The following is a 26,257-nucleotide window of genomic DNA, read 5'->3' on the forward strand; positions in this document are numbered from 1 at the left end:
GGGCACCGGCTCCGAAGGCGACCCCCCAAGGCTGGGCAGAGCGCAACGGACGGCCGCTGGAGCCGGTCCACGGCCGAGCGCGCCGAACGCCGTGTCCGGGAAGTCAACACCGTCCCGACGGGCAAGCCGAAGCTCCTCATGCCCGACCGGCCCCTGTCCTGCCGGGAGGAACCGTTCCTCACGCACGTCGAGAGGGGCAGGTGGCCTCCCAGGCCGCCTCGGTCATCCGGGAGATCTCGTCCACCGCGGCCTCCGGATCGGCCGCCTCACGGGCCGGCGCATAGGCGTCGAGCACGAACCTCGCGATCGTCGCTCACCTCGGCTCCTGGATCCGGGGCTGTACCTGACACCCAGGGTCACCCGGCTGAGCCGGACCGTGCACCAGTGGGCCGCAATCCACGGCATCGACACCCGCAGCGCATCGGCCGCCACCACAGCAAGTGGCGCGACGCCGTCCGCAGGCCCCGGAAGCGTCGGACCATCCGGTCGCCGGCCCGAATCCGCGGCAACCGACGAGGAGAACACCGGTTTCGGTTCCGGCCAGGCCGGACGCCCGGAGAAGCAACGCCCGGAGAAGCCGGGAGAACCCCAGCGAGGTCGATCTCACCGGGATCTCCTGCACCTCAACTGCTCACACCCGTTGATGGAGGGACCGGAGGCGAGTTCGCCGCACACCGCCGGACCGACCGGTGCCACGCCGGGGGTTCTGCGCGGCCTTCCCCGGCTCAGCCGGCCAGTGGACCGGCGGCGAGGCGGAGGGTGTCCTTCTGCGCTGCGAAGGCATCGGAGTTCTGGGCGATCTCCGTCCACCAGTCGGGGCCGTCCTCGATACAGCGCAGCATGACACCCTCGCGGATGGCCCACGGGCAGACCGTGGCCTCGCGCAGTCCCATGACTTTCAGCGCGGTGTGGCCGACCACCGCTCCGGCCAGACTCTGTGCGGCCCGGGGCGCGGTGATGCCCGGCAGCTGCGCGCGTTCGTCCACCGGGAGCGCGGCGAGGACACCGATGGCCTCGCGGAGGTCCCCGCGGTCCATGCTCCGGTGACTGAACGGACCTTGGCGTCCTGGGGCGGCGCCACAGAGGCGGGCCAGCTGCTGGAAGGTACGGGAGGTGAGTGCGGCGGTTGCCGGGCGCTCCCACCGGATCCGGGCCGCCACGTCCCGCAGCACATGGCGAACCCTGCGGCGGAGGGTTTTCAGCTCGGCGTCGGTGGGCGCGTCCTCCACGGGGAACAACTCACGGGTCAGGCGACCCGCGCCGAGCGGGAGGGAAGCGGCGAACTCGGGTAAACGACCTCGTCCGAAGGCCACTTCCAGTGAGCCGCCCCCGATGTCGAGGAGGACCAGCGGGCCGGCGCGCCAGCCCAGCCACCGGCGAGCCGCCAGGAACGTCAGTTCGGCTTCGGTCTCCCCCGCGAGCGTGCACATCGGTATGCCGGTCTCCTGACGCACGAAGCGCAGCACCTCGGCGCGGTTGGGTGCGTTACGCACGATGGCGGTGCCGAACGCCAGGGGCTCCGCCGCCTTCCAACGCCGCGCCGTACGCCCCGCCCCGGCCACCGCCTCGGCCATCTGCTCCAGCGCGCTGTCGCCGATGGTGCCGTCCGCCTCGGTCTGTTCGGACAGGCGCAGCTTCCACTTCGCCGTGTGCACCGGCAACGGAACGCCGCCCTCCACGTCCGCGACCACCAGACGGACCGTGTTCGACCCCGTGTCCACCACGCTGACCCTCATTGGGCCTGCCCTACCCCGTCCGGGCTGGGCGAAACGACAGGCGGTACGCCCGGTCCGCGGTGTCTCCACGGGTGGCGGGAACCCCGCGCGACGTCCGGGCCGCCGGACCCGCCGTTTCCGGGTGGCCGACAGCGTGGGGAACAGCCGCTTACGGGTACTCGGGCCGGGCGGGCGGTGAATCCACCGCCCGCACCATGGAGGGACGGTCCCATGACTCGGCATGTCAGTGACCGCGACCTGGTGGTATGTGCGGTGACCGAGGGCGTCAGCACCACTCGGCCCCACCAGTGACACGTCACGTCATACGTCCTCACCCGAGCCCCGAAAGGAGTGTCCGTCATGACGACTCCTGATCCCGACCCGAGGCGAACCCCGGGGGTCGAACCAGGCGGCGAGGTGCCGCCCGGTGAGACGCCACCCGCCGAAGGAGGTACCTATGGCATCTCCCATCCGGAGCCGCCCGAACTGCGCAAGGGCTGGGGAGCGATGTCGCTGGCTCTGATCATGGTCGTGGTGGCGCTGGTGGCGATCGGGCTGATCGGCATGCTGGTGACCCTGGTCACGTGACATCCCGGCGCGCCGCCGGGCACCGGCACGACCGGCCGGGCGGCTCGGCCGGCCGGTCGATGGCCGATGACGGCAAAGGAGCTCCTCCGCCGGGCGCCCCTCGGGTCTTCAGAGGGTGGACCCAGGATTCTCCGGCCGGATCCGTCCACGCCAGGCACCCGTCTCGCCACCACTGCCCTCGATGAAGTCCTTGAAGCGGCGCAGGTCTCCCTTGACCCGGCGGTCGATGATGCCGAGCATGTCCGCGCCCTTCTCGGCCACCCCGGAGGGATCGACCTCCATGGTGAGCTCGACCCGGGTACGGGTGTCGTCCAGCCGCTCGAACCTGACCGATCCCCGCTGCCGTGTCTCGCCGTTGACGGACCGCCAGGTGATCCGGTCGTCCCGCAGCTGGTCGACGATCTCGGTGTCGAACTCGCGCCGCACCCCGCCGATGCTGGTGACCCAGCGGTCGTGCCGGTCGTCGAGCTGCCGCACCTCCTCCACGCCTTCCATGAAGGCCGGGAACTTCTCGAACTGCGTCCACTGGTTGTAGGCGGTGTGGACGGGAACCTCGACGTCCACCGCTTCCTTCACCGTGCTCATCGTCTCCTCCTCGGTGTGGTCGTTCGCCTGCACGACCGCGGATACCCGGGTCTGGAGGATCAAGACCTCGACACGTCAGCCCGACGCACCCGGCACACCGGATGTCGTTGAGGCAGCCCGGTTCCACCGCTCCAGGACGACAGGTCCACCGCGCGGGGCAGGGACGGTCGTCGCTGAGATCCCAGCCGGGAATCGGGTACTGCTACTGCACGCCGACGGCCTCGTCACGTGCGCCACGGCCTTCTTCGGGCAGGTCGTGGGCCGCGAGCAGCGCGGCATGTGATCGCCCTGCCGCTCCGCCTTCCTCCGCCGCCGTTTCGACCGGGCCCCGCCCGGGGACCCGGGCGGGGCCCGGAACCCGTGGGGAGGCGTGGCGCCGTTCCACCGGCACCGCCCCACCACGCGCCCAGCGAGGCCGGCGCGGCCGACGGCATCCGAAGGGACCGGTCCCCATGAGCTCGCACTCCATGTCCTCGGCGGCTTCCCCCCTGGTGGCACGGCCCGGCCACCCCGCCCGGCTGACAGCGGTCCTCGACGTACCGCTGTCCCGCTGGCTGTGGCTGATCAAATGGGTGCTCGCCCTCCCGCACTACGTCGTCCTGGTCTTCCTGTGGGTGGCCTTCGCGGGGGTGAGCGTGGCGGCCTTCTTCGCGATCCTCCTCACCGGTCGCTACCCGAGGCCCCTCTTCGATTTCAACACCGGTGTACTGCGGTGGAGCTGGCGAGTGGCCTATTACGCATACGGTGCTCTGGGCACCGACCGCTATCCGCCGTTCACGCTCGCCGACGTCCCCGACTACCCGGCGCGCTGGGAACTGACGTACCCCCGGGAGCTCTCCCGCGGCCTCGTCCTGGTGAAGTGGTGGTTCCTGGCCGTCCCGCACTACCTGGTCCTGGGCTTCTTCCTCGGCGGCGTCCGCGTGGGCTGGTTCAGCGGTGGTCTCATCGGACTGCTCACCCTGTTCGCCGGTGTCTCCCTGGCCGCCACCGGACGCTACCCGCGCGGTCTGTTCGATCTGGTGCTCGGGCTGAACCGCTGGGTGCTGCGCGTGGCCGCCTACGCGGCCCTGCTCACTGACACGTATCCCCCCTTCCGGCTCGACCAGGGCGGTCGCGAACCGTCGGAGTCGGCATGACTCCGCCCCAGCCCCGGTCTCCGCGATGCCCGGTCTCGTGGCGTGGCCCACCGCAGGACCGGGAAACACACCCACCGGGACGCAAAGGTGAGTCCACATGGACGTCCTCGTCGGATACGCGACCACGTACGGTTCCACCCGGACGATCGCCGGGAGGACGGCCGCCGTCCTGAACCGCGCAGGGCGGGAGGCCGAGGCAAGGCCCATGGCCGAGGTGGAGGACGCCGACGCCTACCGCTCGTTCGTCCTCGGCAGCGCCGTACACGGACAGAGCTGGCTGCCGCCGGCCAGGCGGTTCGTGCGGGACAACCTGGATGTACTCGCCCCCCGCCCCGTGTGGATCTTCAGCGTCGGGATGCCCGCGGCGCTGCGCGGACCATGGCGTCGTATGGCCGCCGAGGAGCTGTCGGCGATCGAGGAAGGCCTGCCGCCAGGTCTGGGGTACCGGAGCCACCGCCTGTTCTCCGGTGTCGTCGAAGGGAACCAGCTGCCCCGTACCGGACGTCTGCTGTTTCGCCTGGTGGGCGGCCGGTTCGGCGACTTCCGGGACTGGCGTGCCGTCGACGGCTGGGCGACAGCCATCGCCGGGGAACTCCGAGTGGACGGATGATGCCGGCACACCATTCGAATGAACGGCGGGCGTGGGCGGCCGGGCTCGCCCGCACCAGACGGGTACCGTTCCCGGGGGCTTCGATACGGATACCGATCAGCCCGGTTCCACTCCCCCGCCCGTACCTGTCGGTCCGCTCAGGAGCGGACCGACCGTGGCCGACAGACAGCTCCACTGGCGCGTCGGCGTCGTTCCCGGCAGCGTGGAGATGCGCAGACAACGACAGCTGAGTGAGGTGACCATGCAGTCCTCAGATCCGGCACCTCGGGTGGTCGTGGGCGTGGACGGATCGTCTTCGTCCCACGCGGCTCTGCGGTGGGCGGACCGATACGCCCGTACCGTCGGCGGTGTCGTGGAGGCGATCCACGCCTGGGACACGCCGTCCGCCACGGGCTGGAGCGGGCCGGCGAGCGATCCCGAGTTCGACCTGCGGCAGGCCCAAGAGCGCTTCGCGGAGGAGTTGCGCACCGTCTTTCGGAGCGAGCGTCCGCCGGGGCTGAGGGAACACCTCGTCGAGGGCGACCCGTCGGAGGTGCTGATCCAGGCCTCGCAGGGAGCCGAGCTCCTCGTCGTGGGGCGCCGTGGCCGAGGCGGCTTCGCCCGGGCGATGCTGGGCTCGGTCAGCCAGCGCTGTTCCCAGCACGCGGCCTGCCCCGTCACCGTGGTCGGCCCGGAACAGGAGTCCGGCCGGTGACCGGCACTCATGCCGAGTCTGCCTCCGTGTCCCCGGCGGTCACCTGGCCGGCATCGCACCGGACTTCCAGCACCACCTCCGGGACCAGCGCCCGTGTGTTCGTGACCGTGTGCGGTGTGAGACCACCGCGCGCAGAACGGCCGGCCGCGGCGGCAGGGCGGGGGCCGGAGCGGCCAGGGCGAGGGAGCCGCCCCGGGGCCGGCCCGTCGTCGGCGATGCCGAACTCCGCACGGACGGACAAGCCGTCCCGGCTCACACCGTGGCGGTCGAGACAGCGGCCCGCGTAGTGCGCCGTGCAGGAGGTGACCGCCGCCACGAAGAGCTCCACGGGTGTGGGCGCGATGTCCTTTCCTCCGCCGGACAGCGGCTGGCCGACGGTCAGGACACGGCCGCGAATCCGGATCCCGAAAGCGTCACCCGCGATCGGCACCACCTCGGCCGCTCCGGACTTCCCCGGCCGTCGGCGAAACCCCGGGCCCGCCCTCGTCGTGTGGTGCGCACGACGTGTCCACAACGACGCGCCCCATGGGGCGAAACGGGTGACGTCGACCGTGCGCCCCCAGCGCGTTTCCATTTTCGTCTCGGCTCCTTGCCGGCTCGTTCCACCGCGAAAACCGGTCACTTCCCAATTCGCCGCCTCGCCGCCTCGCCGCCGGGATTCTGGAGCCCAATAGTCCACATCACGGTCCGAAGGTCCCCTTGAGGCTCGCCGCGGCGGGAAACGATCACGGTTGCGCGCAAGGGCAGGAGGGCACCGGCCGGAACCACCGCCACATGACCGTGCACCGTCCGGCCCTCGCCCCGGTCCCCGTTCACGGCGCAGCCTGATCGGGCCGGAACCCGGTGCACACAACCGTCCGAGCGGCAGGAGGAGCGTGAGCGGCTTGGTGGTACGCAGGAGGCCGGCCCCGTCGCAATGGTGCGGGAATGAGACCCGGCCCGGCCCTCGGACGGCCGAAACAACCGGACCACTCCTTTCTGGAGGTACTGACGATGCGTACTGACGGACGCAAACCGATCGTGGTCGGTGTCGATCCCGATCCGGACAAGCGCCTGGCGCTCGCCTGGGCCGCCGACGAGGCGGACCGTCGCCACCTTCCTCTGGTGCTCGTGTACGCGCAGGGCGAACCGGTTCCCGGATACCGGCAGGAGGGCAGCCTCCCTTCATGGGAGAAGTGGAGGGAGGAACTGCACACCGCGGGCAGCGACGTGCTCGAGCGTGCCGTCGCCTTCGTCGGGTCGCGCCGTCCCGGTGTGGAATGCTCCACGGAGCTGGCCGAGGGGCACCCCGCCTGGGTCCTGGCCGAGCACACGCACCATGCCTCCCAGGTCGTCGTCGGATCCCGCCATCTCGGCGCCCCACGGCAACTGTTCGGCTCGGCCGCGGTCGCACTGCCGCTGACCGCCCACGCGGCGTGCCCGGTGGTCGTCCTGCGCGAGCCGGAGCACACCACCCGGCAACCGCCGTACCTGGTGGTCGGCGTCGACGGCAGCCCGCACGCGGCGGCCGCCGTCGACTTCGCCTTCGAGGAGGCTTCTCTGCACGGTGCGGCCCTGCGCGCGCTGTACGTGTGGCATCCCCCGCTGCTCGGGGTCCTGGACGAGCACGCGGCGCTTCAGGAGTGCCGTCGGCTGCTGGCCGAAACGGTGGCCGGGCACACCGCCGCCCGCCCCGAGGTGGAGCTGCACCACGAGGTCGTGAAGGGACACCCGGTGGACAGGCTGACCGAGGCTTCCGCACACGCGGTCGGCCTGGTCGTGGGTACACGCGGGCGGGGCGGGTTCGGTGGCATGCTGCTGGGCTCCGTCAGCCAGGGCGTCCTCCACCATGCGCGCTGCCCGGTCCTGGTGGTCCCGCGCGAGCAGGAGCGGTAGCCGCCGTCGGCCGGGCTCGTCCTGCACGCTCGTAATGCCCCGTCGCAGTGATCCGTCACGGGCCTGTGCGACTCCCCCGTCCTCGTCGACCGGAGCGGTCGGCACGGTCCCACTCGGCTCAGCGGGCTTCTTCCGGGCTCAGCCGACACCGGCGCAGCTCCACGGCGCCCATGACCTTGGCACGGGCGCCCTGAGCGCGTGATGCAACAAATTTCAGCGACCGCGCAGAAGACCGGGCCGGCCGCGATACCCGCTGCGGGGAGCTGGGGGCCGGGTGCGCGAGCAGGCCGAACACGAAGCCGAGGAGCGCCGGCATCCCGGCTGTGAAGCGGACTTGGCGTTCCGTGCTCCAGCCTGTCCGGGGGCGTTCAGGGCGCCGGGCAGGTGGCCGGAGGTCTGTTCGGCGGGCGTGCACACGTCGATGGCGGTGAATTCGTGGAGCCGGGCGTTCACGTGGCGGGCTCCGAGGGTGACGGGGAGGAGAGGGCCGGTCACGGCATGAGGGATCCTTGATGGTCGACACCGTCCCGAACCGGGACGTAGAGTACCCCTAGGGGTATTTTTCGAGGAGTGGCCGTGGAACTGGAACTCGAGGGCGCGGACCTCAGGTCCGTACTGAACCGCCTGCGCCGTGCGCAGGGGCAGATCTCCGGTGTGATCCGGATGATCGAGGAGGGCCGCGACTGCGAGGACGTCGTCACCCAGCTCGCCGCCGCCTCCCGCGCACTCGACCGGGCCGGTTTCGCCATCATCGCGACCGGTCTGCAGCAGTGCGTGGCCGACATCGAGTCCGGTCGCAGAAGCGGCGAGGACAGCGAGCAGATGCGCGCCCGGCTGGAGAAACTGTTCCTGTCCCTGGCCTAGTCCGCCCGGACCGTGCGCCGCGCCACCGCGTGCCGCATCCGCAGGCCGAGGAGGCCCGCCAGCGCCGGTACGGTGAGGAAGCCGCCGGCCCCTCAGGTCGTCCGCACCGCGACGACGTCGTGCGGTTGACCGCCGAGCACGATCTTGAGGGCACCGGTCTCGGCGGCGTTGCCGAAGACGCCGTAGGCCTCCTCCATGCGGTCCAGCGGGAAGGTGTGAGTGACCAGCTGTGACGCCGGCAGCCGACCGGCGGACGCCATCCGCAGCAGGGTCGGCGTGGAGTGGGTGTCCACGAGCCCCGTGGTGATGGTCACGTTCTTGATCCACAGGTCTTCCAGGTGCAGGGTCGCGGGCTTGCCGTGCACACCGACATTGGCCACGTGCCCGCCGGGCCGCACCATGCGCGTGCACTGCTCGAACGTCTCCGGCACACCGACCGCCTCGATGACGACATCGGCGCCGAGCCCTCCGGTGAGGTCGGCGACCAGCTGCTCGGGGTCCTCACGGGCGTCGGCCACCGCGTCCGCGCCCAGGCTCCTCGCGACTTCGAGCCGGGAGGCGGTCAGGTCCACGGCGACAATCCGCTCGGGCGTGAAGAAACGGGCCATCGCGACGGCCGCCAGCCCGATGGGGCCGGCCCCGACGACGACCACGGTGTCCCCGGGCTTCACCTTCCCGTTGAGGACGCCCACTTCGTAGGCGGTGGGGAAGATGTCCGCCAGCAGCACGCCGTCCTGACTGGTCACCGCGCTGGGCAGCGGATGCACGGACAGGTCGGCGTACGGGACGCGGACGTATTCGGCCTGGGTGCCGTCGACCAGGTGACCGAGAATCCAGCCTCCGCCTCCACGGCACTGGCCGTACACACCCTCCCGGCAGTAGCGGCACCGCCCGCAGGCGCTGATGCAGGAGACCAGCACCCGGTCTCCTGGGCGCACCGTGCGCACGTCACCGCCCACCTCGACGATCTCGCCGACCGCCTCGTGCCCCAGTACGGTGCCGGGCCGCACCTCGGGCACGTCGCCCTTGAGGATGTGCAGATCCGTCCCGCAGATGGTCACCGCGTCGACGCGGACGATCACGTCGGTGGACTCCTTGACGCCCGGGTCCGGGACCTCCTCCCACGAGGCCTGTCCGGGACCGTGGAAAACGTAGCCCTTCATGCCACTCCTCCGCTCTCTACCGGGCTCCGGCACGGTGCCGGAATCTCCCCGTACATCCAGCTTGTCCGACGGGGTGGGGGACCGCTCGGGCCGGTCGGCCCATCAGCGGCATCCGAGCGGGGCACGGGGCCGGGTCCGCGTATTCGCCCTCCCGCGTCGCGTCCGGGCAGTCCACCGCGGCGACGCGGTGGGTCCGGGGAGCGAAGTGCAGTGCGGCCCTGCGCCGGTGGGCGGGACGCGCGCGTCGCCGGTGGCGGCATCCGGGCGGAAGACCACCGTGGTGTCGGCGGCGCGTGCGGTCCCCCGGACCTAAGGGGTCCTCGCACTATGCCCGCCCGATGAGGTCGCTCATAGTGCAAGAACCCCCAAGAGGCGAGAAGGAGAACGGGGAGATCAGGGATACGGCTGCCGGGACGGCGCCTACGCCTCGCGGTACAGCACGACTTTGAGGGCTCCGGTGTCCGGGCCGCGGGAAAAGACCTCGTACGCGTCCTCCATCCGGTCGAGGCCGAAGGTGTGGGTGACGAGGGGGGAGACCGAGATGCGTCCGACGGCCACGAGGTCGAGCAGCCACGGCGTGGAGAACGTGTCGACCTGGCCGGTGCTGATCGTCAGGTTCTTACGCCACAGAGCCTCCAGATGCAGCGTGACCGGGCTGCCGGGCATGCCGATGTTGGCGATGTGCCCTCCCGCGCGCACGACACGTGTGGACAGGAGGAAGCTTTCCGGATCGCCGGCGGCCTCGATGACCACGTCGGCCCCCGGCCCCTCGGACAGGTCGGCGATCAACCGCCCGGGCAGTTCAGCGGCGTCGGCACCCAGGCGTGTGGCGGCTTCCAGCCGGGAGGAGGACAGGTCCACCGCGATGATCCGGCGAGGCGAGTAGAGGCGGGCGACGACGACCGCGGCGAGCCCTACGGGACCCGCGCCCACCACGACGACTGTGTCCCCCGGGCCCACATGTCCGTTGCGCACCCCGACCTCGTAGGCGGTGGGGAGGAGCTCGGCGAGCAGGACCGCGTCGCCCAGGGGAAGGGAGGAGGGCCGGCGATGCGTGGAGGAGTCGGCGAAGGGAACGCGGACGAACTCGGCCTGCGTCCCGTTGACCATGTTTCCCAGGATCCATCCGCCGCCGCCGTGACACTGTCCGTACATGCTGGCGCGGCACATCGGGCAGTGTCCGCAGGCCGAGACGGACGACACGATCACCTGATGTCCGGGCCGCCGGTTGTGCACCCCGCGGCCGACTTCCACCACTTCGCCCACGGCCTCGTGGCCGAGGACCGTCCCTGGTTTGACCTCGGGGAGGTCTCCCCGCTGGATGTGCAGATCGCTTCCGCAGATGGTGGTCGCGTCGACGCGTACGATCGCGTCGGTGTCCTCCTCGATCACGGGATCCGGGATCGTGTCCCAGGAGGTCTGTGCAGGACCGTGATGGACGAGTCCTCGCATCGTTGCTCACTCCCTCGCTGCCTCACTCCACTGTCGCCTTCGAAGGGCTCGCGGGCAACGCGGAGAGCCCGGGTCGCTCCCCTCTGTCTCGTCAGTCCGGCAGCATGCAGGGGCGGCGGAAGACCGGCGTGGGGCCGGTGTCCCACGGGCGTACGGCTGCCAACGCCTGGACGACCGCGGTCTCCAGGGGACCGCTGGTGTCGACCGTGACGGCCTCGGGCCACGGTGATTCCTCGGCCGCCATGGCGGTGGCAACGGCGAGGTCGGCATCGGATGCCGACGCGCCGGGGGTGCGGGAGCCGAGGCGGGCCGCTGATACGTCGCCGGGCACCCGGCAGTACAGGGCCACCAGGTCTGCGCTGGTGCGTTCGGCCACGCGCAGGGCGGCTTCGCGTTGTCCCGCGTCCGACCAGGTGGCGTCCAGGACGACGGACTCGCCCGAGGACAGCAGGGTGGACGCACGGTCCAGCAGGGCGGTGTAGGTCCTCGCGGTCCACTCCGGCGTGTACAGCCCCTCGCCGTGGTCGGCCGCCGCGGACTGCTCGGCAGGGATGCCCGCCAACTCCTTGCGCAGGCGGTCGCTGCTGAGCAGCGTCACCCCCAGACGGTCGGCCAGGGCACCGGAGAGCGTGGACTTCCCACTGCCCAAAAGCCCCCCGACGAGTGTCAGCCCGACGGCGGAGGCGCGCAGATGACGCAGCGTCCCCGTGACCAGTCTCCGGGACGTCACCTCGGCGGCCGGGACCCCCTGGCGTGCTTGGATCAGGGAGACCTTGGCGCGGACGAACGCGCGGTAGGCGACGTAGTGGTGCCACAGGGACGGGGTCACCAGGTCGCCGGAGTACTCGCTGTACTGGGCGAGAAAGTACGCCGCGGCATTCGGGGCGCCGAGTTGTTCCAGGTCCATGGCGAGGAAGGCGGCGTCGTCGAGGCCGTCGAGATGGCGAAGGTGGTCGTCGAACTCCAGGCAGTCCAGGATGCGGGGGCCGTCGTCGAGGCAGAAGACGTCCTCGGCGCGCAGGTCGCCGTGGCCGTCGACGATCCGTCCTTGCGCAACGCGTGTGTCGAACAGGCGCTCGCGGCCTGCGAGATAACGGCGCACCAGCCGCTCGACCTCGTCCGTGCCGTCGGGGAGGGCGAGCTCGTCGGCCAGGGCGTGGACCTGTGCGAAGCTCGCTTCCCATCGGGAGGACAACGCGTCCCGGGTTCCCTGTTCATCCACCTCCGGGCTGCGGGGCGCGTCCGTGTGGTGTGCGGCAAGCTGCCGGGCCACGGCCCGGAGCATGTCGTCGAGGACGGCCTCCTCGCGTACCAGCCGGGACAGGCGGCGGTCCGCCGGCATGCGGCGCATCACGACCATCGGTTCGGGTGCTTCCGTCTGCGGGCTGCGGATCTCTCCCAGGCCCAGGTAGACGTCCGCGGCGAAGCGACGGTTGAGAGCGACCTCGCGTTCGCAGGCGGTCCGGCGGGCCTCCACGCTGGTGTAGTCCAGGAACTTCAGATCGACCGGTTTCTTGATCTTGTAGGCGTGGTCGCCGACGAGGAACACGATCGCGGTGTGGGTCTCACGCATCTCTGCGCGCGGCAACGACGCGGTGTCGTCCGCCTCAGTCATGGGGGACGACCGCGGCAGGGCGGCGTGCTGGGTGGATGGCGGCCCGGGCTTCGTCGGCGGCCCGGCCGCCGGCGGCAGAACTCCCGGGTGAGCCGCCGGGGCCGGCGGTGATCGCTGGCTCCATGGCGCGTGCCTCCGTCTCGTAAGAAGCTGGGATGACGGTGAAGGGGTCCGCCCGTCCGAAAGCGCCGGTCCACCGCGCACGGCGCTTCTGCTCAGTCGAGGAGTACCCCCTGCCTTCCCGCGGCGCACGCGGAGCCGTGGAGGGGCGGAACCTGGATGGACGGAGTGCCGGGACGAGAGGAGACATGAGCGGTGACGATTCCCCTGGTGGTCGGCATCGACGGGTCCGAGGCGAGCCTGGAGGCGGTGGACCGGGCTGTCGCCGAGGCGGCCCGGCACACGCTCCCCCTCCACCTGGTGCACGCGGCGGCACCGGATCAGGAGGCGTCCGACGTGCTCAACGCCGCCTCGGAGCGTGCCGGGCGGGGTGCCGCCGCGGTACGGCTGTCGAGCGAGGTACTGCGTGAGGACGCCGCCTCCGCCCTGATCGGCAAGGGGCGCAACGCGTTCGCGCTGGTGCTCGGCTCCAGAGGGCAGGGCGACCTTGCCGGGCTGCTCCTGGGCTCGGTCGGTCTGGCAGTGGCGGCGCGGGCCGACTGCCCGGTCGTGGTGGTGCGGGGCTCGGCGGAACACCGGGAAGGCGGGTTCGGGAACCTCGTCGTGGGCGTCGAGGACGGCGAGGGAAGCGATACCGCTGTGGGGTTCGCGTTCCGCGAGGCGCACGTACGGCGCTGTGAGCTGGTGGCGGTACACGCCTGGAGTGCGCCGGTCGGCACACCCTCGGAACCTCCGCCCGGCGCGTGGTACGCCCTCGAGGCCCATCGGCGCCCGCCGGCGCAGGTGCTCGACGACGCCCTGCGGGGCCCTGCGGAGCAGTACCGGGGCATCCCCGTGAGCCGCCGGGTGGTCGAGGGCCCGGCACGGCACGCGCTGTTGGCGGCCGCGTCGGACGCGGATCTGCTCGTCGTGGGGGCCGGTAAGCGGCATGGGCACTCCGGCCTGCAACTCGGACTGATCAATCACGCCGTGCTGCATCACGCGCCGTGTCCGGTCGTGGTCGTGCCGCAGATATGACAACGCATCCCCGGCAACGCGCCGACGGGCCGGCCTCTCAGGGGTCCTTGCACTGTGAGCGCCCGATGAGGTCGCGTGTCCGGTGCCGGGGGTACCGCCCACGCCTTTCAGGCAGGGGGGAAGCATCGCAGGGCGCCACAGAGCCCTCGTGGCGGAGCTGCCAGGGCTCTGTGGCAACGCGGCGAGGTGCGGTGCCGGGCCGCGCGACCCGGGCGGGCACAGCGCAAGGCCCCCTCAAGGCTCGAAGGGCCGCCCCACCAGGACGGACGGTCCCGTGACCGAAGTTCCCGGTGTTCGGCGGTGACCGGAGAAGCGGCCGGCACTCGCGTCGGTGTCTCGGCCGACGTGCCGTACGGGGACTCCGCGTACAAGATGGTGAATACGACGGTCGGCCGGTGATGGGACTCTCCCGGCGGAGGTGCCGGCGGGCCACTGCTGGAGACGACGATGCGGAACGGGCAGCGCACCGGTGAAGGGTCCGTCCTCGGCGAGCGCGGGGAATCCTGGGCCCCGTCGCGTCCAGGGCGGCGCTCTCCGGTCCCTTGAGCACACTCGCCGGACGGGGTCCGGGACCGCGTCGGGGAGGACACGTCGGCGCCGGACGTGCCACCCGGGAGGCCTGGGCGAACCCCGTCCGGTCCGCACCGAGCCGAGGAGGACAGCGATGCCGCACACCGTGGAATGGAAGGTTCGTCTCCACCTCTTCGAGGACGAGGGAACGACGAAGGCGCGCGCGGTGGTCGATACCGGAAGCACGGTGCTTACCGGCCACGGAGCCGCGCACCGCAATCCGGCGGACATGGAGGTGCCGGAGATCGGCGACGAACTGGCGGCGGGCCGGGCCATGGAAGACCTCGGCCGGCAGTTGGTGGACGCCGCCGGGCGCGACATCGAGGGCATGGGCGCATCGGGACCGGTCTCCCGCCCGGTCTCCGGCTGGCCCACGTGACCGACGGGGGCGAAGCGGCCGGGGCACCTCGCGGGGAGGCCGGGCGACGGAGTTCTCACGGTGCGTGTACCGGAGGCCGGATGGCCCAAGCCGCCGAACGGCACGCGTGGCACGTTGGACATGGCAAGATTCTGAGCAAAGGGCGGCGATCATGCGAGCTCACCTCGGCGACCACCTCGTCATCGAAAGCCCGGCGACCGGCGCCACCAGGCGCGACGGTGAGATCGTCGGGCTCCACCACAAGGACGGGACACCCCCGTACGACGTGCGCTGGTCGGACACGCAGGCGGTGACGCTCGTGTTTCCCGGATCCGACGCTCACATCCTGCGTCCGGGACACGAGCCCGCAACCGCCCGGGAACCGTCCACGGCCCGGGAACCGTCCCGCCCGCAGGGCGCGGCCGGGCCGGGTGCCGGCTCCGGTACGCCCCCGCCGGCCGGCGCACCCCACTCCGGCGACCTCGGCCGGCGAGTGGCCACCGAACGCGCGCGCCAGGGTCTGACCCGGGCCGAGACGGCCCGCCGCGCCAGGATGGCGCCCGAGTACCTCGCGTACCTCGAGGAACACCAGGCCGATCCGAGCATGGCGACGCTCGTCAACCTGGCCTCGGCACTGAACACCACGGTCCACGCCCTGCGCGGCGGCGGCACCGACATGCCACCGGGCCGGGGAACAGCGCTCGCCCACCCCCGGCTCCTGGACCTCGGCCCCGAGGAATGCCGCACCCTGCTGTCCACGCACGGGGTGGGGCGCGTCGCGGTGTCGACCACGGACGGCCCGGCGGTCGTCCCGGTGAACTACGACGTCGTCGACGACGCGATCGTCTTCCGGACCTCCCCCGGCTCCGTACCCGCGGCGGCCGTGGGATCGGACACCGCCTTCGAGGTCGACCACATGGACGAGGCCATGAGCCAGGGCTGGAGCGTGCTCGCCGTCGGCCCCGCGCGGCGGGTCACGGACCCCGACGGCATACGGCGGCTGAACGAAAACGCCCACACCGCTCCGTGGGCCGGGGACGAACGCGAGATGTGGGTGTCGATCCGGCCCACCAGCCTGACCGGACGCCGCATCACTCCGGCCGACCGGTGAGCGGCGCCTTCGCACAGCTCGCGTTCCGCCGCCCGGGCCCGCGAGCCCGGCCCCGGCCCGCCCCCCGATCCGAACCACAGGACCCGGCGAAGGAAGGCCCCGGTGAACCAGCGCCCCGAACCGGAACCGCTGTCCGACGAGCGTGTGGCCGCCCTGGCCCGCGACGCCGCTGCCGCGCCGTCGATGCACAACGTCCAGCCGTGGCGCTTGCGCTACGCCCGGGGCAGCCGCACCCTCCACCTGCGAGCGGATCCCGACCGCGTCCTGCCGCACGCCGACCCCGACAGCCGCGCCCTGCACCTCGGCTGCGGCGCCGCTCTGCTGAACCTGCGGGTCGCGGCGGCCCACGAGGGCCTGCTCCCGGTGACCCGCCTGCTGCCCGACCCGGCCGACCCGGCACTGCTCGCCTCGGTGCGGCTGACCGGCCCCGGGAGCGGTGAAAGCGATCTCGCCACCCTGTATCCGGCGATTTCCCGAAGGCACAGCAGCCGCTTCCCGTTCGACGAGACGGAGATACCCCAGGAGGTGCGCGCCGCCCTCGTCGGCGCCGCACGCCATGAGGGAGCGATGCTGGCCTTCCCGTCCTCGTGGCACCTCGATGAGGTGCTGCGGCTGCTCGAGGAGGCCGAGGCACGCAACCTCGCCGACCGCGGCAGCGACGAGGACCTGGCGCGATGGACCCGCATCGACGCCCCGTCCGGGGAGAGGACCTCGGACGGGGTGCCCGGTTACGCCTTCGGACCACGCAAACGGGGCGGCAAGGCCCCCATGCGTGACTTCGCGGGGCCCAGGCCGGTGGCGGGCCGTGGCAGCGCCGAGTTCGAACGGACGCCGCAGCTGGCCGTCCTCAGCACGGTCCGTGACGACCCCGAGGACTGGCTGGGTGCCGGGCAGGCCATGGAGCGCGTCCTGCTGCTGGCCACTCTGGAGGGTCTGTCCGGTTCCTTCGCCACCCAGGCCCTCGAGTGGGGGGACCTGCGCTGGCCCCTGCGCGACCCCGTGTCGGGCACAGGCCACACGCAGATCGTGCTGCGCCTCGGATACGGCCCCACAGGCCCCGTCACACCACGCCGACCGGTGCCGGACGTCCTCGACATCCAGCCCTGACGCGCCTTCGGGCCGGCTCTTCGCGAACCGCCGGGCCTGTTCGCCGGCCTCGGTGGTGGCACGCCTCAAGGTCGGGAAGACTTTCGGCAGGTCGCTGCGGCTGCGGCGGTGCACGGGCAGTGCGACCGTATTGGCAGGAGGTCTGCCATCGCCCGCACAGGACGGAAGGTGAGGGACATCATGGAACCCCCGCTGGTCACAGGCGTCGACGGGTCGGACTGCAGCCTTCAGGCAGTGGACTGGGCGGTGGACGAGGCGGCACGCCTCGGCGTGCCCGTGCGCCTCATCCACGCCTCCTTGTGGGAACGCTACGAAGGAACCCGCCCCTCACTCAGGACCGATCGCCCCGCCGAACAGGTCATGGCGCAGCACATCATCGCCTCGAGCCTGGAACGTGCCCGGCTGCGCGATCCCGAGGTGAAGGTGTCGGGCGATGTGCTGCCCGACGATGCCGTGTCCGCGCTGCTGCAGGCGGGGCGCGAGGCATTCGCCCTGGTCACCGGCTCACGCGGCCGAGGCGAGATGGCCGGGCTGCTGCTGGGCTCGGTCAGCCTCACGGTGGCGGCCCGCGCGTTGTGTCCGGTCCTCGTCGTCCGCGGCTCGGAGCGCAGCCGGCAGGGCCTCTTCGGTCGGGTGGTGGTCGGGGTCGGCGACTCGACCACGGGCTCGGGCGCAGTACGGTTCGCCTTCCGGGAGGCCGAGGCACGCGGCTGTGCCCTCGATGCCGTGCGGGCCTGGCGCCGCCCGGCTCACGAGCACGTGGACCATCCCCTCCTCGCTGACGATGCCGCCGGTGCCCGTGAGGAACGCGCCTCGGCCAACCTCACCGACGCGCTGCACGAGGGGGTACGGGACCACCCCCGGGTCGAGGTCCGCCGCAGGCCGGTCGAAGGACCCGCCCACCGGGTTCTCCTGGACGCGGCAGCCGAGGCCGACTTGGTCGTCGTCGGCGCCGTGAGGCGGCGCGGCCACTTCGGTCTGCAACTCGGCCGCACCGCCCACGCCCTGCTGCATCACTCCGAGTGCCCGGTCGCCGTGGTCCCCCAGCGAGCCTGAGCACCGGCCCGTGGGCCACCTCGTGGGAAAAGAGGAGGGAGTGCCGCGGATGCCGGAGTGGACGTGGGAGTACGAGGGGTACGACCCCGCTGCCGAACTGTTGCGTGAAGCGCTGTGCACCCTCGGCAACGGCTGCTTCGCCACCCGCGGCGCGGTGCCCGAGAGCGGAGCGGGCGTGGTGCACTGCCCGGGTACCTACGCAGCCGGCTGCTACAACCGGCTGGAGTCGACCGTGGCGGGGGAGCGGGTGACCAACGAGGATCTGGTCAACCTGCCGAACTGGCTTCTCCTGCGGTTCCGTTGCCGTCCCGCCGAGGGACCTTGGGGGCCGTGGTTCTCCCCGGACACCTGCGCCCTGCTCGACCACCGGCACACTCTGGACCTGCGCCGCCGCACGCTGACCCGCACGCTCCGCTACCGGGACGACGCGGGAGTCGTGGGTGTGGAGCAGATCCGCCTCGTCCACATGAGGCACCCTCATCCGGCCGCGCCGCGGACGGTCTTCACGGCCGAGGACTGGTCGGGAGAGATCGAAATCGAGCCCGCCCTGGACGGCGGTGTGATCAACGGCAACGTACACCGTTACCGGGCTCTCAACCGCCGTCACCTGACGCAGGTGGAAACGGGGAGGGAGGAGCCCGACAGGGTGTGGCTGCGCTGCCGCACCAGCGCCTCCGACATCGCGGTCGTCATGGCGGCCCGGACCGTCGTCCCCGGGCAGCGGCCCGTCTCTTCGGAGTTGCGCCCCGCCTCCCAGCGTGCCGCGCACCGCCTCGTGGTCCGCGTCGCCCCGGGCCGGGCCGTCGCCGTGGAGAAGACCGTGGCGCTGCACACCTCACGTGGCAGAGCCATCTCCAATCCGCTCGACGCGGCCGTGGACCGGGTGACCGTGGCCCCGGACTTCCCCGCACTCATGGCCTCCCACGCCGCCGCCTGGGAGCAGTTGTGGCGGCGGGCGCAGGTCGAGGTGCCCGGCGAGGCCGGTCGCGTCCTGCGCCTGCACCAGTTCCACGTCCTGCAGACGCTGTCACCGCACACCGCACACCGCGGAACTGGACGTGGGAGTGCCCGCCCGAGGGCTGCACGGCGAGGCGTACCGGGGACATGTGTTCTGGGACGAGCTGTTCGTGCTGCCGTACCTGAACCTGCACTTTCCGGAGGTCTCCCGGCTTCAGCACCACGTCGGCTCGGCCGTCGCCTACAACGTGTGGCAGTACTGCGAGGCTACCGGCGACACCGAGTTCCTCCACACCGAGGGAGCGGAGATGCTGCTGCACATCGCCCGCTTCTGGGCGGACACGGCGGAGTTCGCCCCCGGGACGGGCCGTTACCGCATCCGTGGCGTGATGGGCCCCGACGAGTACCACGACGGCTGCCCGGGCTCCGCCCGGCCCGGCCTGGACGACAACGCGTACACCAACGTCACCGCTGCCTGGGTCCTCGGCCGTGCCCTGGACCTCGTGCGACGGCTTCCCTCGTGGCACCGGGAGGAACTGTTCGACCGCATGGGGCTGGACGGCGACGAACTCCTGAAGTGGGAGGAGGTGTCCCGACGGCTGCGTGTGCCCCACCACCAGGGCGTCATCAGTCAGTTCGAAGGCTGCACGCCTGGACCACATGGAGCACGCCGGTGTCCGCGGAGACGGTCTCAGGAGCCGGCTGTCCGCACGGCCGGACCCGGTGGCGGCCCCGCGCCGGGGCCGGTCGGCCTCACCCACGAGGACGTCCAGCACCTGCCGCCGCACCTCATCGCAGTGGATGCTGGTGTCGCGGGTCCCGGGCGGGCGGATCGAGGCACGCGTCGTCTTCGAGAGGTGTCCCGGCCGCAATCGGAAGGAAGCGCATCGTCATGGTCCGTTACGTGTACGCGTTCACCGAGGGCGGCCGCGGCATGGCCGACCTGCTCGGCGGCAAGGGTGCCAACCTGGCCGAGATGACCCGCCTCGGCCTGCCGGTTCCGCCCGGGTTCACCGTCAGTACCGAGGCCTGCCGCACGTTCCTCGCCACCGGCAGTGAGCCGGCCGGCCTCGCCCGCGAGATCTCCGATCATCTGACCACCCTGGAGCGGGCCGCCGGGCGGCGGCTGGGACAGCCGGACGACCCGCTGCTGCTGTCCGTCCGGTCCGGGGCCCGCTTCTCCATGCCGGGCATGATGGAGACGATCCTGGACATCGGCCTCAACGAGGACTCCGTCCTGGGCCTCGCGAGGTCCTCCGGCAACGAGCGCTTCGCCTGGGACTCCTACCGCCGACTCGTACAGATGTTCGGCACCATCGTCATGGGTGTCGACGGCTCGCTGTTCGGGGAGGCCATGGCCCGTCTCAAGGAGGACCGCGGCGCGGGCGACGACCTGGGGCTGGACGCGGCCGATCTGGCCGGGCTCGTCGAGTCCTACAAGGAGCTGATCCGCAGGGAGACGGGTGAGTCCTTCCCGCAGTCCCCGGCCGAGCAGCTGCGCCGGGCGGTCCTGGCCGTGTTCGAGTCCTGGAACGTCGAACGTGCCCGCCTGTACCGCCGCCGTGAGCACATCCCCGACGGCCTCGGCACCGCGGTCAACGTGCAGACCATGGTCTTCGGCAACCTCGGCCCCGACTCCGGCAGCGGCGTCGCCTTCACCCGCGACCCGGCCACGGGCCGGGCCGGCCTGTACGGCGACTACCTGCCCAACGCCCAGGGCGAGGACGTCGTCGCGGGCATCCGCAACACCATGCCGCTGGACGAGCTCGGCCGCCTGAACCCCGAGGCGTTCGCCCGGCTGCGCGACCACACGGCAACGTTGGAGACCCGCTACCGCGACCTGTGCGACATCGAGTTCACCATCGAACGCGGCCGGCTGTGGATGCTGCAGACCCGGGTCGGCAAGCGCACCGCCGAGGCCGCGTTCACCATCGCCGCCGAGCTGTCCGACGAGGGGCTCATCAGTTCCGACGAGGCTCTGGCGCGGGTCGGCGGGGACGAGCTGGCCCGGCTGATGTTCCCCCGGTTCGACGCCTCGGCCCTCGGTGACGCGCTCGCGCACGGAATCCCGGCCTCGCCCGGCGCCGCCGTGGGCGCCGCGGTGTTCGACTCCGCCGAAGCGGTCCGGCGGGCCGCCGCCGGGGAGCGGGTCGTCCTCGTGCGTGAGGAGACCACCCCCGACGACCTGCCCGGCATGGTCGCCGCCCAGGCCGTGCTGACCTCCCGCGGCGGCAAGACCAGCCATGCGGCAGTGGTCGCCCGCGGCATGGGCAAGGTGTGCGTGTGCGGCGCCGAGGGGATCGTCGTCGACGCGCGGGGGCGGCGCTTCACCGTGGGTGACGTCACCGTCGAAGAAGGCACCGTCATCTCCGTGGACGGCTCCGAGGGCGCCGTCCACCCCGGCGCCGCCCCGCTGGTCGACTCCGCCGTGATGCGGTACTTCGAGACCGGCGAGCGCTCGGCCGGGCTGGTGAACGCCGTGGCCCGCTCCGTGCAGCGGGCCGACGGCGTACGCCGGTTGGGGGTCCGGGCGAACGCGGACACCCCCGAGGACGCCGCCCGTGCCCGCCGTTTCGGGGCCGAGGGCGTCGGCCTGTGCCGTACGGAGCACATGTTCCTCGGCGATCGCCGGCAGCTGGTCGAGGCGATGATCCTGGCCCGCACCGACGCCCAACGGGAACATGCCCTCGACGCGTTGCTGCCGCTGCAGCGGCAGGACTTCGTCGGCATCCTGGAGGCGATGGACGGCCTGCCGGTCACCATCCGTCTCCTCGACCCGCCGCTGCACGAGTTCCTGCCCGACCGCACCGAACTCGCCGTGCGCATCGCCGCCGCCGAGGCACACGGCACCCCGACCGGCGCGCGCGACGCCGAACTGCTCGATGCCGTCAACCGCATGCACGAGGAGAATCCGATGCTGGGCCTGCGCGGCGTCCGCCTGGGTCTGGTGGCCCCGGGACTGGTCGCCATGCAGACACGGGCGATCGCCGAGGCGGTCGTGGCACGCAAGCGGGCGGGCGGTGATCCGCGGGCCGAGATCATGGTGCCGCTGATCGACACGGTCGAGGAGCTGCGGCTCGTGCGCGAGGAGGTGGAGCAGGTCCTGGCCGAGGTCGCCGGGGAGTCCGGCGTCCCCTTCGCGTGCCCGGTCGGCACCATGATCGAGCTGCCCAGGGCCGCGCTCACGGCGGGCCGCATCGCCGAGGAGGCTCAGTTCTTCTCCTTCGGCACCAATGACCTGACCCAGACCACTTGGGGTTTCTCCCGCGACGACGTCGAGGCGGCCTTCTTCTCCGCCTATCTCGACAAGGGCATCTTCAAGGTGTCCCCGTTCGAGACGATCGACCGCGACGGCGTGGGGCGCCTGGTCGAGATCGCGGTCGCCGAGGGCCGCGCCGCACGGCCCGACCTGAAGATCGGCGTCTGCGGTGAGCACGGCGGAGACCCCGAGTCGGTGCACTTCTTCCACACCGTCGGGCTCGATTACGTCTCCTGCTCCCCGTTCCGCGTACCGGTCGCCCGTCTGGAGGCCGGCCGGGCCGCACTGTCCGGAACGGAGGGCAGCGACAGCAGGTGACGGAGGCCCCGCCTCCTCACGACGGTCAGGGCGGGTCCTGGTCCGGTAGGAGCACCGCCTCATGCCGAGGGCACCACGACGACGGGACACTCGACACGGTGGAGCAGCCCGTGCACGACGGACCCCGGCCTCATGCGGCTGTACCCACCGCGCCCGTGGCGGCCCCGCCACGACGGCCTGGGCCGTCGCCGAGACGCGTGCGGGTTCCTCAACGGGGCGGCCACGCGGAACCTCCTGGGTGACCCCCACGACGGGATGCCGCTCCCCCAGCCCTGCCACCGTTTCCGCAAGCAGCCGACACCGCTCGAGAAGACCGGCCCTCTCGTCGCCGGGACCGGTCGGCCGGGCCACGTGCTGCGGCCGCACCCACACGGCGTGAACGGTCGCGCCGCGCAGGCCGGCCTCCCGGACCGCGAAGTCGGCGGCCGACCGGGAACTGCTGCTGCCGTCGCCTCCGACGACCGGTCCCTCAGGAGGCTGTCCGGCGTGTCCCGCCTCCCGGACGGCCACCACCGGACAGTCCCGCACGCGCGCCGACCGGTACGACCACCGAGCCGGTGCTGAACACTTCCTCCGGGCGGGTGAGCCCACGGAAGCCGACCACGACGAGACCAGCGCGTCCCTCCGTCTCCTGGCACAGCACCGCGGCGGGCATGCCGTCGAACAGGACCGCGGTCACCGCGACGTCGGGGGGCGAGGGCCCCTGTCGTCTCCACGGCAGCCGACAGGGTTTCCTCGCCCTCCACCCGCAGCGTCTCGTGGTGGGGCCGGACGTCCACACGATGCGTGCCGTGCAGGGGCGGTACGGACAGCAGAGGACCCACGTCGCCACCCCTCAGCAGGGCGGCCGAGCGGCCCACGCGAGAGCCGGACGGAATGAGTCCTTCGGATCCACTCCGACGAGGATCTCGTTGCGGACACCTGCTACCGCCATGATTCCTCCTGGTCCGGCTCACCCGGCCGGGGCACGATTTCGACCGGACACCGGGCGTGATGCAGAGCAGCGTGTCCCAGCCGGCCGAGGGCCGGCCCCGAGCCCGTGAACCGGCGCCGGACCCCCATCACCAGCAGATCGGCGCCAGCGGACACGTCCATGAGCGCGGCGGCGGTCGCGGTGCCCGCGTCGGCCTCGGTGGTGACCGTGAGGGCGGGGTGGCTTCGGCGGACCACGGCAGCGAGGGCATCGGTCCTGGCCCGTGCCTGCTCGGTGATGTCGCCCGGGCCGTCGAGCGTGGGAAGCATGTTCCCGACGTGGGACAGGGGGTTCCACACGTTGACCAGATGCAGCACTCCCTCGCGCAGCTCCGCCTCGGCCGCCGCCCGTCGTACCCAGTCGGCGTCCGTCTCGTCCCGGACGGCGGCAGCCACGACTCCCGTGCCGGGCCGGTCGGTCCGGCCTCGTACGACGACCACCGGGACGGAGGAATGCCCGGCGACGGCCAGACTCACGGAGCCGAGCAACAGAGCGGGGAAGCCCCCCAGGCCTCTGCTGCCGACGACGACGGTCGCATCGGGTGCGGCCGCCTCCTGCAAAGCCGCCACCGCGTTCTTGTTGCTCAGCTCGCGCTCCACCGGCAGTCCCGGGAAGCGCCCGTGAACCACCTCTTGTGCCTTGGCCAGATGCGCGTCCCCCGCTTCTCGCAGGCGCTCGGTCGTCTCGAACGTGGCGAAGCGGCCGAGCCGGTCCAGATCCGCCCCGAGGACAAGCCTCAGATGCTGTCCTCGCCTCTCGGCCTCCCCCGCCGCCCACAGGACCGCCGCCCGCGACGACGCGGAGCCGTCGACGCCTGCGACAACCGCCCCGAGTGCGTCGCCGTGCCGGCTTGTGGAAGTCATGACTCCTCCTGGGGGCGCTCGTGCGGTGTCTGCCACGCTGTCCCCGCCGTCGCCTCGGGGGACAGGGCCTCGTACTCACCATCTTGGTGTTCATGGTGCGTGTCGGCACCTTTGTCCCTGAGGGGCCGCATCGGTCGCGCGCCGCCCGGGGCGACGCCGCTGTCCGCCCGGGGAGCACCGGCCCGTCACCGCCGGGCGACGACGCTCGTTTTGCGGGAACTATCGCTTCTCGTAGGGATTCCCGGGCTGTTCGACGTGCCTGACATCGGTGGCGGCGAGCACGGGCGGCCACGCCTCGTCGGAGCCGAGCCCGCCCTCCGGCACCCAGGTGCCGGTGACGGACACCCAGCTGTCGACGGCAGGGGCGCCGGCCCCACGTATCTCGATCTTGTCCGACCGTGCGTCGGCGGCGCAGCAGGAGATGAGGAGCCGGGTCAGGTACCAGGTGCCCTCGTCGTCCCTGGTGACGAAACCGGTCATCCGGATCGTGCGGTTCCTCATCGTCCGGCCACTGTCGTAAAGGGCGCGGGAGGTGAACTCGCCGAGAGTGAGGTCGACCGGGTCGCCCCCGGGCAGGGCGGGGAAGGTGCCGATGCCCTGAGCGGCGTACGTGGCCGCCTCCCGCTCGGCGCTGTACGAGCCGAGGGCGGGCGGCGGGAAGAGCAGCAGGGCCAGCGCGGGGACGACGAGCAGCAGGGCGACGCGGGGACCGCGGCTGTGGTCGTGCCCGTCTGCGTGCTCGTGCCGGCCTTCGTGCCCGTGCCGGTCTCCGTCGCGGGTTTCCCCTCCCGCGACGACCGCGCCGACGCCCCCCAGGACCAGCAGCAGCACACCCGACGCGATCAGGTACGGTCGCAGCCCCTGCTGCACGTACCGCAGGTAGAGCTCGCTGAACAGCGAGATGCGCAGCACCGCGCCCCCGCACAGGAGCAGGACCAGGGCCTGACCGTAGCGCCTCACAGCAACCACCACCCCACGAGCACACTGCTCACCACCGCGACGACCCATGTGGCCGCCGAGAACCGCACTGCGAAGGCCCGCCCGAAGGTACCCGCCTGCAACGCCATCAGTTTCAGGTCCACCATCGGCCCGACGACCATGAAAGCCAGCCGCGCCGTCGGCGAGAACCCGCTCAGCGAAGCGGCCACGAACGCGTCGGCCTCGCTGCACACGCACAGGACCACCGCCAGGACGGCCAGCAGCAGCACCGACAGCCACTCCGACCCGGTGAAGACGTCCAGCACCGACCGGGGTACGGCGATGTTGAACGTCGCCGCGGCCGCCGCCCCGACGACCAGGAAGCCGCCCGCGTGCAGGAAGTCGTGCTGCAGTCCGGTCCGGAAATCCTGCCACCGGGACCCGGACCCCCCGGACGTCGTACGTGTCCCGGCCAGTCGCAGCCACTCCTCCCGCCCGAACCGCACCCACAGCCAGCCCATGACGACGGCGGTGGCGAGCGACGCGACGAACCGTGCCGGCACCATGACCGGGTTGCCCGGGAAGGCGATGGAGGTGGAGACCAGCACCACCGGATTGATGGCGGGCGCCGAGAGGAGGAAGGCGAGCGCGGCCGCCGGAGCGACCCCGCGCCGCATCAGGCTCCCGGCCACCGGCACGGACGCACACTCGCACCCGGGCAGTACGACACCGGCGGCGCCCGCGACGGGAACGGCGAGCGCCGGACTGCGCGGCAGCAGCCGGCTGAGGATCCGCTCGGACGCGAAGGCCCCGATGGCCGCCGAGACCAGCGTGCCGAGCAGCAGGAAGGGGACCCCCTGTACGACGACCGCTGTGAACACCGTCCACCAGGCGGCCACCGGCGGGGTGTAGAGATCGAGGGCGAGCATCGGCCCGAGCACCGAGACGACCGTGGCGATCACGAGGAACGCGCCACCGCCCACCACCACGTACACGAGGGTGCGCACGACGAGACGCACCGCATCAGCGGCCGAGCCCCGTCGGCCCTCCACGTATTCCTGCTTCTCCACGCTTCCGTTCCCCGCCCTCGGCGTCGTCCCGTTCGGGCAGCCCGGTGCGTCGGGGCACGGGAGACCGGCGGCTCCGTTGGTGACACGTGCACCGGGGAAGCCCTGGAGCCCAGCCCCTCCGCCGCCGGTTGCCGCATCCCGCTCCGCGGATCAACGCTCAGATGAGTATAGATGTCGTTTTCATTCACGGTGGGCACACCGGCTCGGCTCCCGGTAAGGAACGCCTGGCGGCGCCGTGGGAGGCGGCCGGGGTAATCCCGACG

22 protein-coding genes and 3 pseudogenes are annotated in these 26,257 nt (G+C 72.0%); 13 read left to right on the top strand and 12 right to left on the bottom strand.

Annotated features, from left to right (window positions below; all coding sequences use genetic code 11):
• Positions 1-178: 178 nt before the first annotated feature.
• Both ACWZEH_RS02125 and ACWZEH_RS02130 read right to left on the bottom strand, forming a co-directional pair.
• A pseudogene (locus ACWZEH_RS02125) lies at positions 179-310 on the bottom strand (TetR/AcrR family transcriptional regulator); the annotation flags it as partial.
• Positions 311-725: 415 nt separating this feature from the next.
• Positions 726-1,736 (bottom strand): Ppx/GppA family phosphatase, encoded by a 1,011-nt coding sequence (locus ACWZEH_RS02130; protein WP_456195247.1) that lies wholly within the window; start codon positions 1,734-1,736, stop codon positions 726-728.
• A gap of 339 nt (positions 1,737-2,075) precedes the next feature.
• On the opposite strand from ACWZEH_RS02130, the gene ACWZEH_RS02135 reads away from it, so the two are divergent.
• The gene (locus ACWZEH_RS02135; RefSeq protein WP_456195248.1) at positions 2,076-2,303 is read left to right on the top strand and encodes a DUF6480 family protein; all 228 of its coding nucleotides are present in this window, start codon (positions 2,076-2,078) and stop codon (positions 2,301-2,303) included.
• 108 nt (positions 2,304-2,411) lie between these two features.
• Here the strand turns inward: ACWZEH_RS02135 and ACWZEH_RS02140 are convergent, their stop codons facing one another.
• A complete protein-coding gene (locus ACWZEH_RS02140; RefSeq protein ID WP_456195249.1) occupies positions 2,412-2,888 on the bottom strand; it encodes an SRPBCC family protein in 477 nt (158 codons plus the stop codon).
• Between the two features lie 452 nt (positions 2,889-3,340).
• Here ACWZEH_RS02140 and ACWZEH_RS02145 point away from each other — a divergent pair, with 452 nt between their 5' ends.
• The 3 genes from ACWZEH_RS02145 to ACWZEH_RS02155 all read left to right on the top strand — a co-directional run bounded on the left by ACWZEH_RS02145 (position 3,341) and on the right by ACWZEH_RS02155 (position 5,328).
• Positions 3,341-4,024, top strand: a complete 684-nt coding sequence (locus ACWZEH_RS02145; RefSeq protein ID WP_456195250.1) for a DUF4389 domain-containing protein — start codon at positions 3,341-3,343, stop codon at positions 4,022-4,024.
• Between the two features lie 97 nt (positions 4,025-4,121).
• Positions 4,122-4,634, top strand: a complete 513-nt coding sequence (locus ACWZEH_RS02150) for a flavodoxin domain-containing protein (RefSeq protein WP_456195251.1) — start codon at positions 4,122-4,124, stop codon at positions 4,632-4,634.
• Between the two features lie 241 nt (positions 4,635-4,875).
• A complete protein-coding gene (locus tag ACWZEH_RS02155; RefSeq protein WP_456200025.1) occupies positions 4,876-5,328 on the top strand; it encodes a universal stress protein in 453 nt (150 codons plus the stop codon).
• 7 nt (positions 5,329-5,335) lie between these two features.
• Here ACWZEH_RS02155 and ACWZEH_RS02160 read toward each other — a convergent pair whose 3' ends face one another.
• Positions 5,336-5,902, bottom strand: coding sequence for an OsmC family protein (locus tag ACWZEH_RS02160; protein WP_456195252.1), 567 nt, complete (start codon positions 5,900-5,902; stop codon positions 5,336-5,338).
• Between the two features lie 419 nt (positions 5,903-6,321).
• Here ACWZEH_RS02160 and ACWZEH_RS02165 point away from each other — a divergent pair, with 419 nt between their 5' ends.
• A complete protein-coding gene (locus ACWZEH_RS02165) occupies positions 6,322-7,203 on the top strand; it encodes a universal stress protein (RefSeq protein WP_456195253.1) in 882 nt (293 codons plus the stop codon).
• A 576-nt stretch (positions 7,204-7,779) separates the two neighbouring features.
• Positions 7,780-8,067: a metal-sensitive transcriptional regulator gene (locus ACWZEH_RS02170; protein ID WP_456195254.1), complete on the top strand. Its 288-nt coding sequence runs from the start codon at positions 7,780-7,782 to the stop codon at positions 8,065-8,067.
• A gap of 92 nt (positions 8,068-8,159) precedes the next feature.
• Here the strand turns inward: ACWZEH_RS02170 and ACWZEH_RS02175 are convergent, their stop codons facing one another.
• The 3 genes from ACWZEH_RS02175 to ACWZEH_RS02185 form a co-directional block, all read right to left on the bottom strand.
• A complete protein-coding gene (locus ACWZEH_RS02175; RefSeq protein WP_456195255.1) occupies positions 8,160-9,230 on the bottom strand; it encodes a zinc-dependent alcohol dehydrogenase family protein in 1,071 nt (356 codons plus the stop codon).
• Between the two features lie 420 nt (positions 9,231-9,650).
• On the bottom strand, positions 9,651-10,682 hold the full coding sequence (locus ACWZEH_RS02180; RefSeq protein WP_456195256.1) for an alcohol dehydrogenase catalytic domain-containing protein: 1,032 nt from the start codon (positions 10,680-10,682) through the stop codon (positions 9,651-9,653).
• A 91-nt stretch (positions 10,683-10,773) separates the two neighbouring features.
• Positions 10,774-12,255 carry a bifunctional aminoglycoside phosphotransferase/ATP-binding protein gene (locus ACWZEH_RS02185; RefSeq protein ID WP_456200026.1) on the bottom strand — a complete coding sequence of 494 codons (1,482 nt, stop codon included), beginning with the start codon at positions 12,253-12,255 and terminating at the stop codon, positions 10,774-10,776.
• Between the two features lie 357 nt (positions 12,256-12,612).
• Here ACWZEH_RS02185 and ACWZEH_RS02190 point away from each other — a divergent pair, with 357 nt between their 5' ends.
• The 7 genes and pseudogenes from ACWZEH_RS02190 (at position 12,613) to ppdK (ending at position 22,170) form a co-directional block, all read left to right on the top strand.
• Positions 12,613-13,434 carry a universal stress protein gene (locus tag ACWZEH_RS02190; RefSeq protein ID WP_456195258.1) on the top strand — a complete coding sequence of 274 codons (822 nt, stop codon included), beginning with the start codon at positions 12,613-12,615 and terminating at the stop codon, positions 13,432-13,434.
• A 664-nt stretch (positions 13,435-14,098) separates the two neighbouring features.
• Positions 14,099-14,383, top strand: coding sequence for a DUF1876 domain-containing protein (locus tag ACWZEH_RS02195; RefSeq protein WP_456195259.1), 285 nt, complete (start codon positions 14,099-14,101; stop codon positions 14,381-14,383).
• 151 nt (positions 14,384-14,534) lie between these two features.
• On the top strand, positions 14,535-15,473 hold the full coding sequence (locus ACWZEH_RS02200) for a pyridoxamine 5'-phosphate oxidase family protein (RefSeq protein WP_456195260.1): 939 nt from the start codon (positions 14,535-14,537) through the stop codon (positions 15,471-15,473).
• A gap of 102 nt (positions 15,474-15,575) precedes the next feature.
• Entirely contained in the window at positions 15,576-16,580 is a 1,005-nt protein-coding gene (locus ACWZEH_RS02205) for an Acg family FMN-binding oxidoreductase (protein WP_456195261.1), read from the top strand.
• A gap of 180 nt (positions 16,581-16,760) precedes the next feature.
• The gene (locus ACWZEH_RS02210; RefSeq protein ID WP_456195262.1) at positions 16,761-17,636 is read left to right on the top strand and encodes a universal stress protein; all 876 of its coding nucleotides are present in this window, start codon (positions 16,761-16,763) and stop codon (positions 17,634-17,636) included.
• Between the two features lie 49 nt (positions 17,637-17,685).
• A pseudogene (locus tag ACWZEH_RS02215) lies at positions 17,686-19,237 on the top strand (glycoside hydrolase family 65 protein); the annotation flags it as partial.
• A 248-nt stretch (positions 19,238-19,485) separates the two neighbouring features.
• On the top strand, positions 19,486-22,170 hold the full coding sequence (gene ppdK / locus ACWZEH_RS02220; protein WP_456195263.1) for a pyruvate, phosphate dikinase: 2,685 nt from the start codon (positions 19,486-19,488) through the stop codon (positions 22,168-22,170).
• 243 nt (positions 22,171-22,413) lie between these two features.
• Here the strand turns inward: ppdK and ACWZEH_RS02225 are convergent.
• The 5 genes and pseudogenes from ACWZEH_RS02225 to ACWZEH_RS02245 form a co-directional block, all read right to left on the bottom strand.
• Positions 22,414-22,698 (bottom strand): annotated as a pseudogene (locus ACWZEH_RS02225) (universal stress protein); the annotation flags it as partial.
• Positions 22,640-22,849 (bottom strand): hypothetical protein, encoded by a 210-nt coding sequence (locus ACWZEH_RS02230; RefSeq protein ID WP_456195265.1) that lies wholly within the window; start codon positions 22,847-22,849, stop codon positions 22,640-22,642. The pseudogene ACWZEH_RS02225 and the gene ACWZEH_RS02230, both read right to left, overlap by 59 nt.
• 245 nt (positions 22,850-23,094) lie before the next feature.
• Positions 23,095-24,006: a universal stress protein gene (locus tag ACWZEH_RS02235; RefSeq protein ID WP_456195266.1), complete on the bottom strand. Its 912-nt coding sequence runs from the start codon at positions 24,004-24,006 to the stop codon at positions 23,095-23,097.
• 219 nt (positions 24,007-24,225) lie between these two features.
• On the bottom strand, positions 24,226-24,966 hold the full coding sequence (locus ACWZEH_RS02240) for a TIGR03943 family putative permease subunit (RefSeq protein WP_456195267.1): 741 nt from the start codon (positions 24,964-24,966) through the stop codon (positions 24,226-24,228).
• Positions 24,963-25,994 carry a permease gene (locus ACWZEH_RS02245; protein ID WP_456195268.1) on the bottom strand — a complete coding sequence of 344 codons (1,032 nt, stop codon included), beginning with the start codon at positions 25,992-25,994 and terminating at the stop codon, positions 24,963-24,965. The genes ACWZEH_RS02240 and ACWZEH_RS02245 overlap by 4 nt, the downstream gene beginning before the upstream one ends.
• Positions 25,995-26,257 lie beyond the last annotated feature (263 nt).

It is taken from the genome of Streptomyces yamdrokensis (assembly GCF_053890455.1).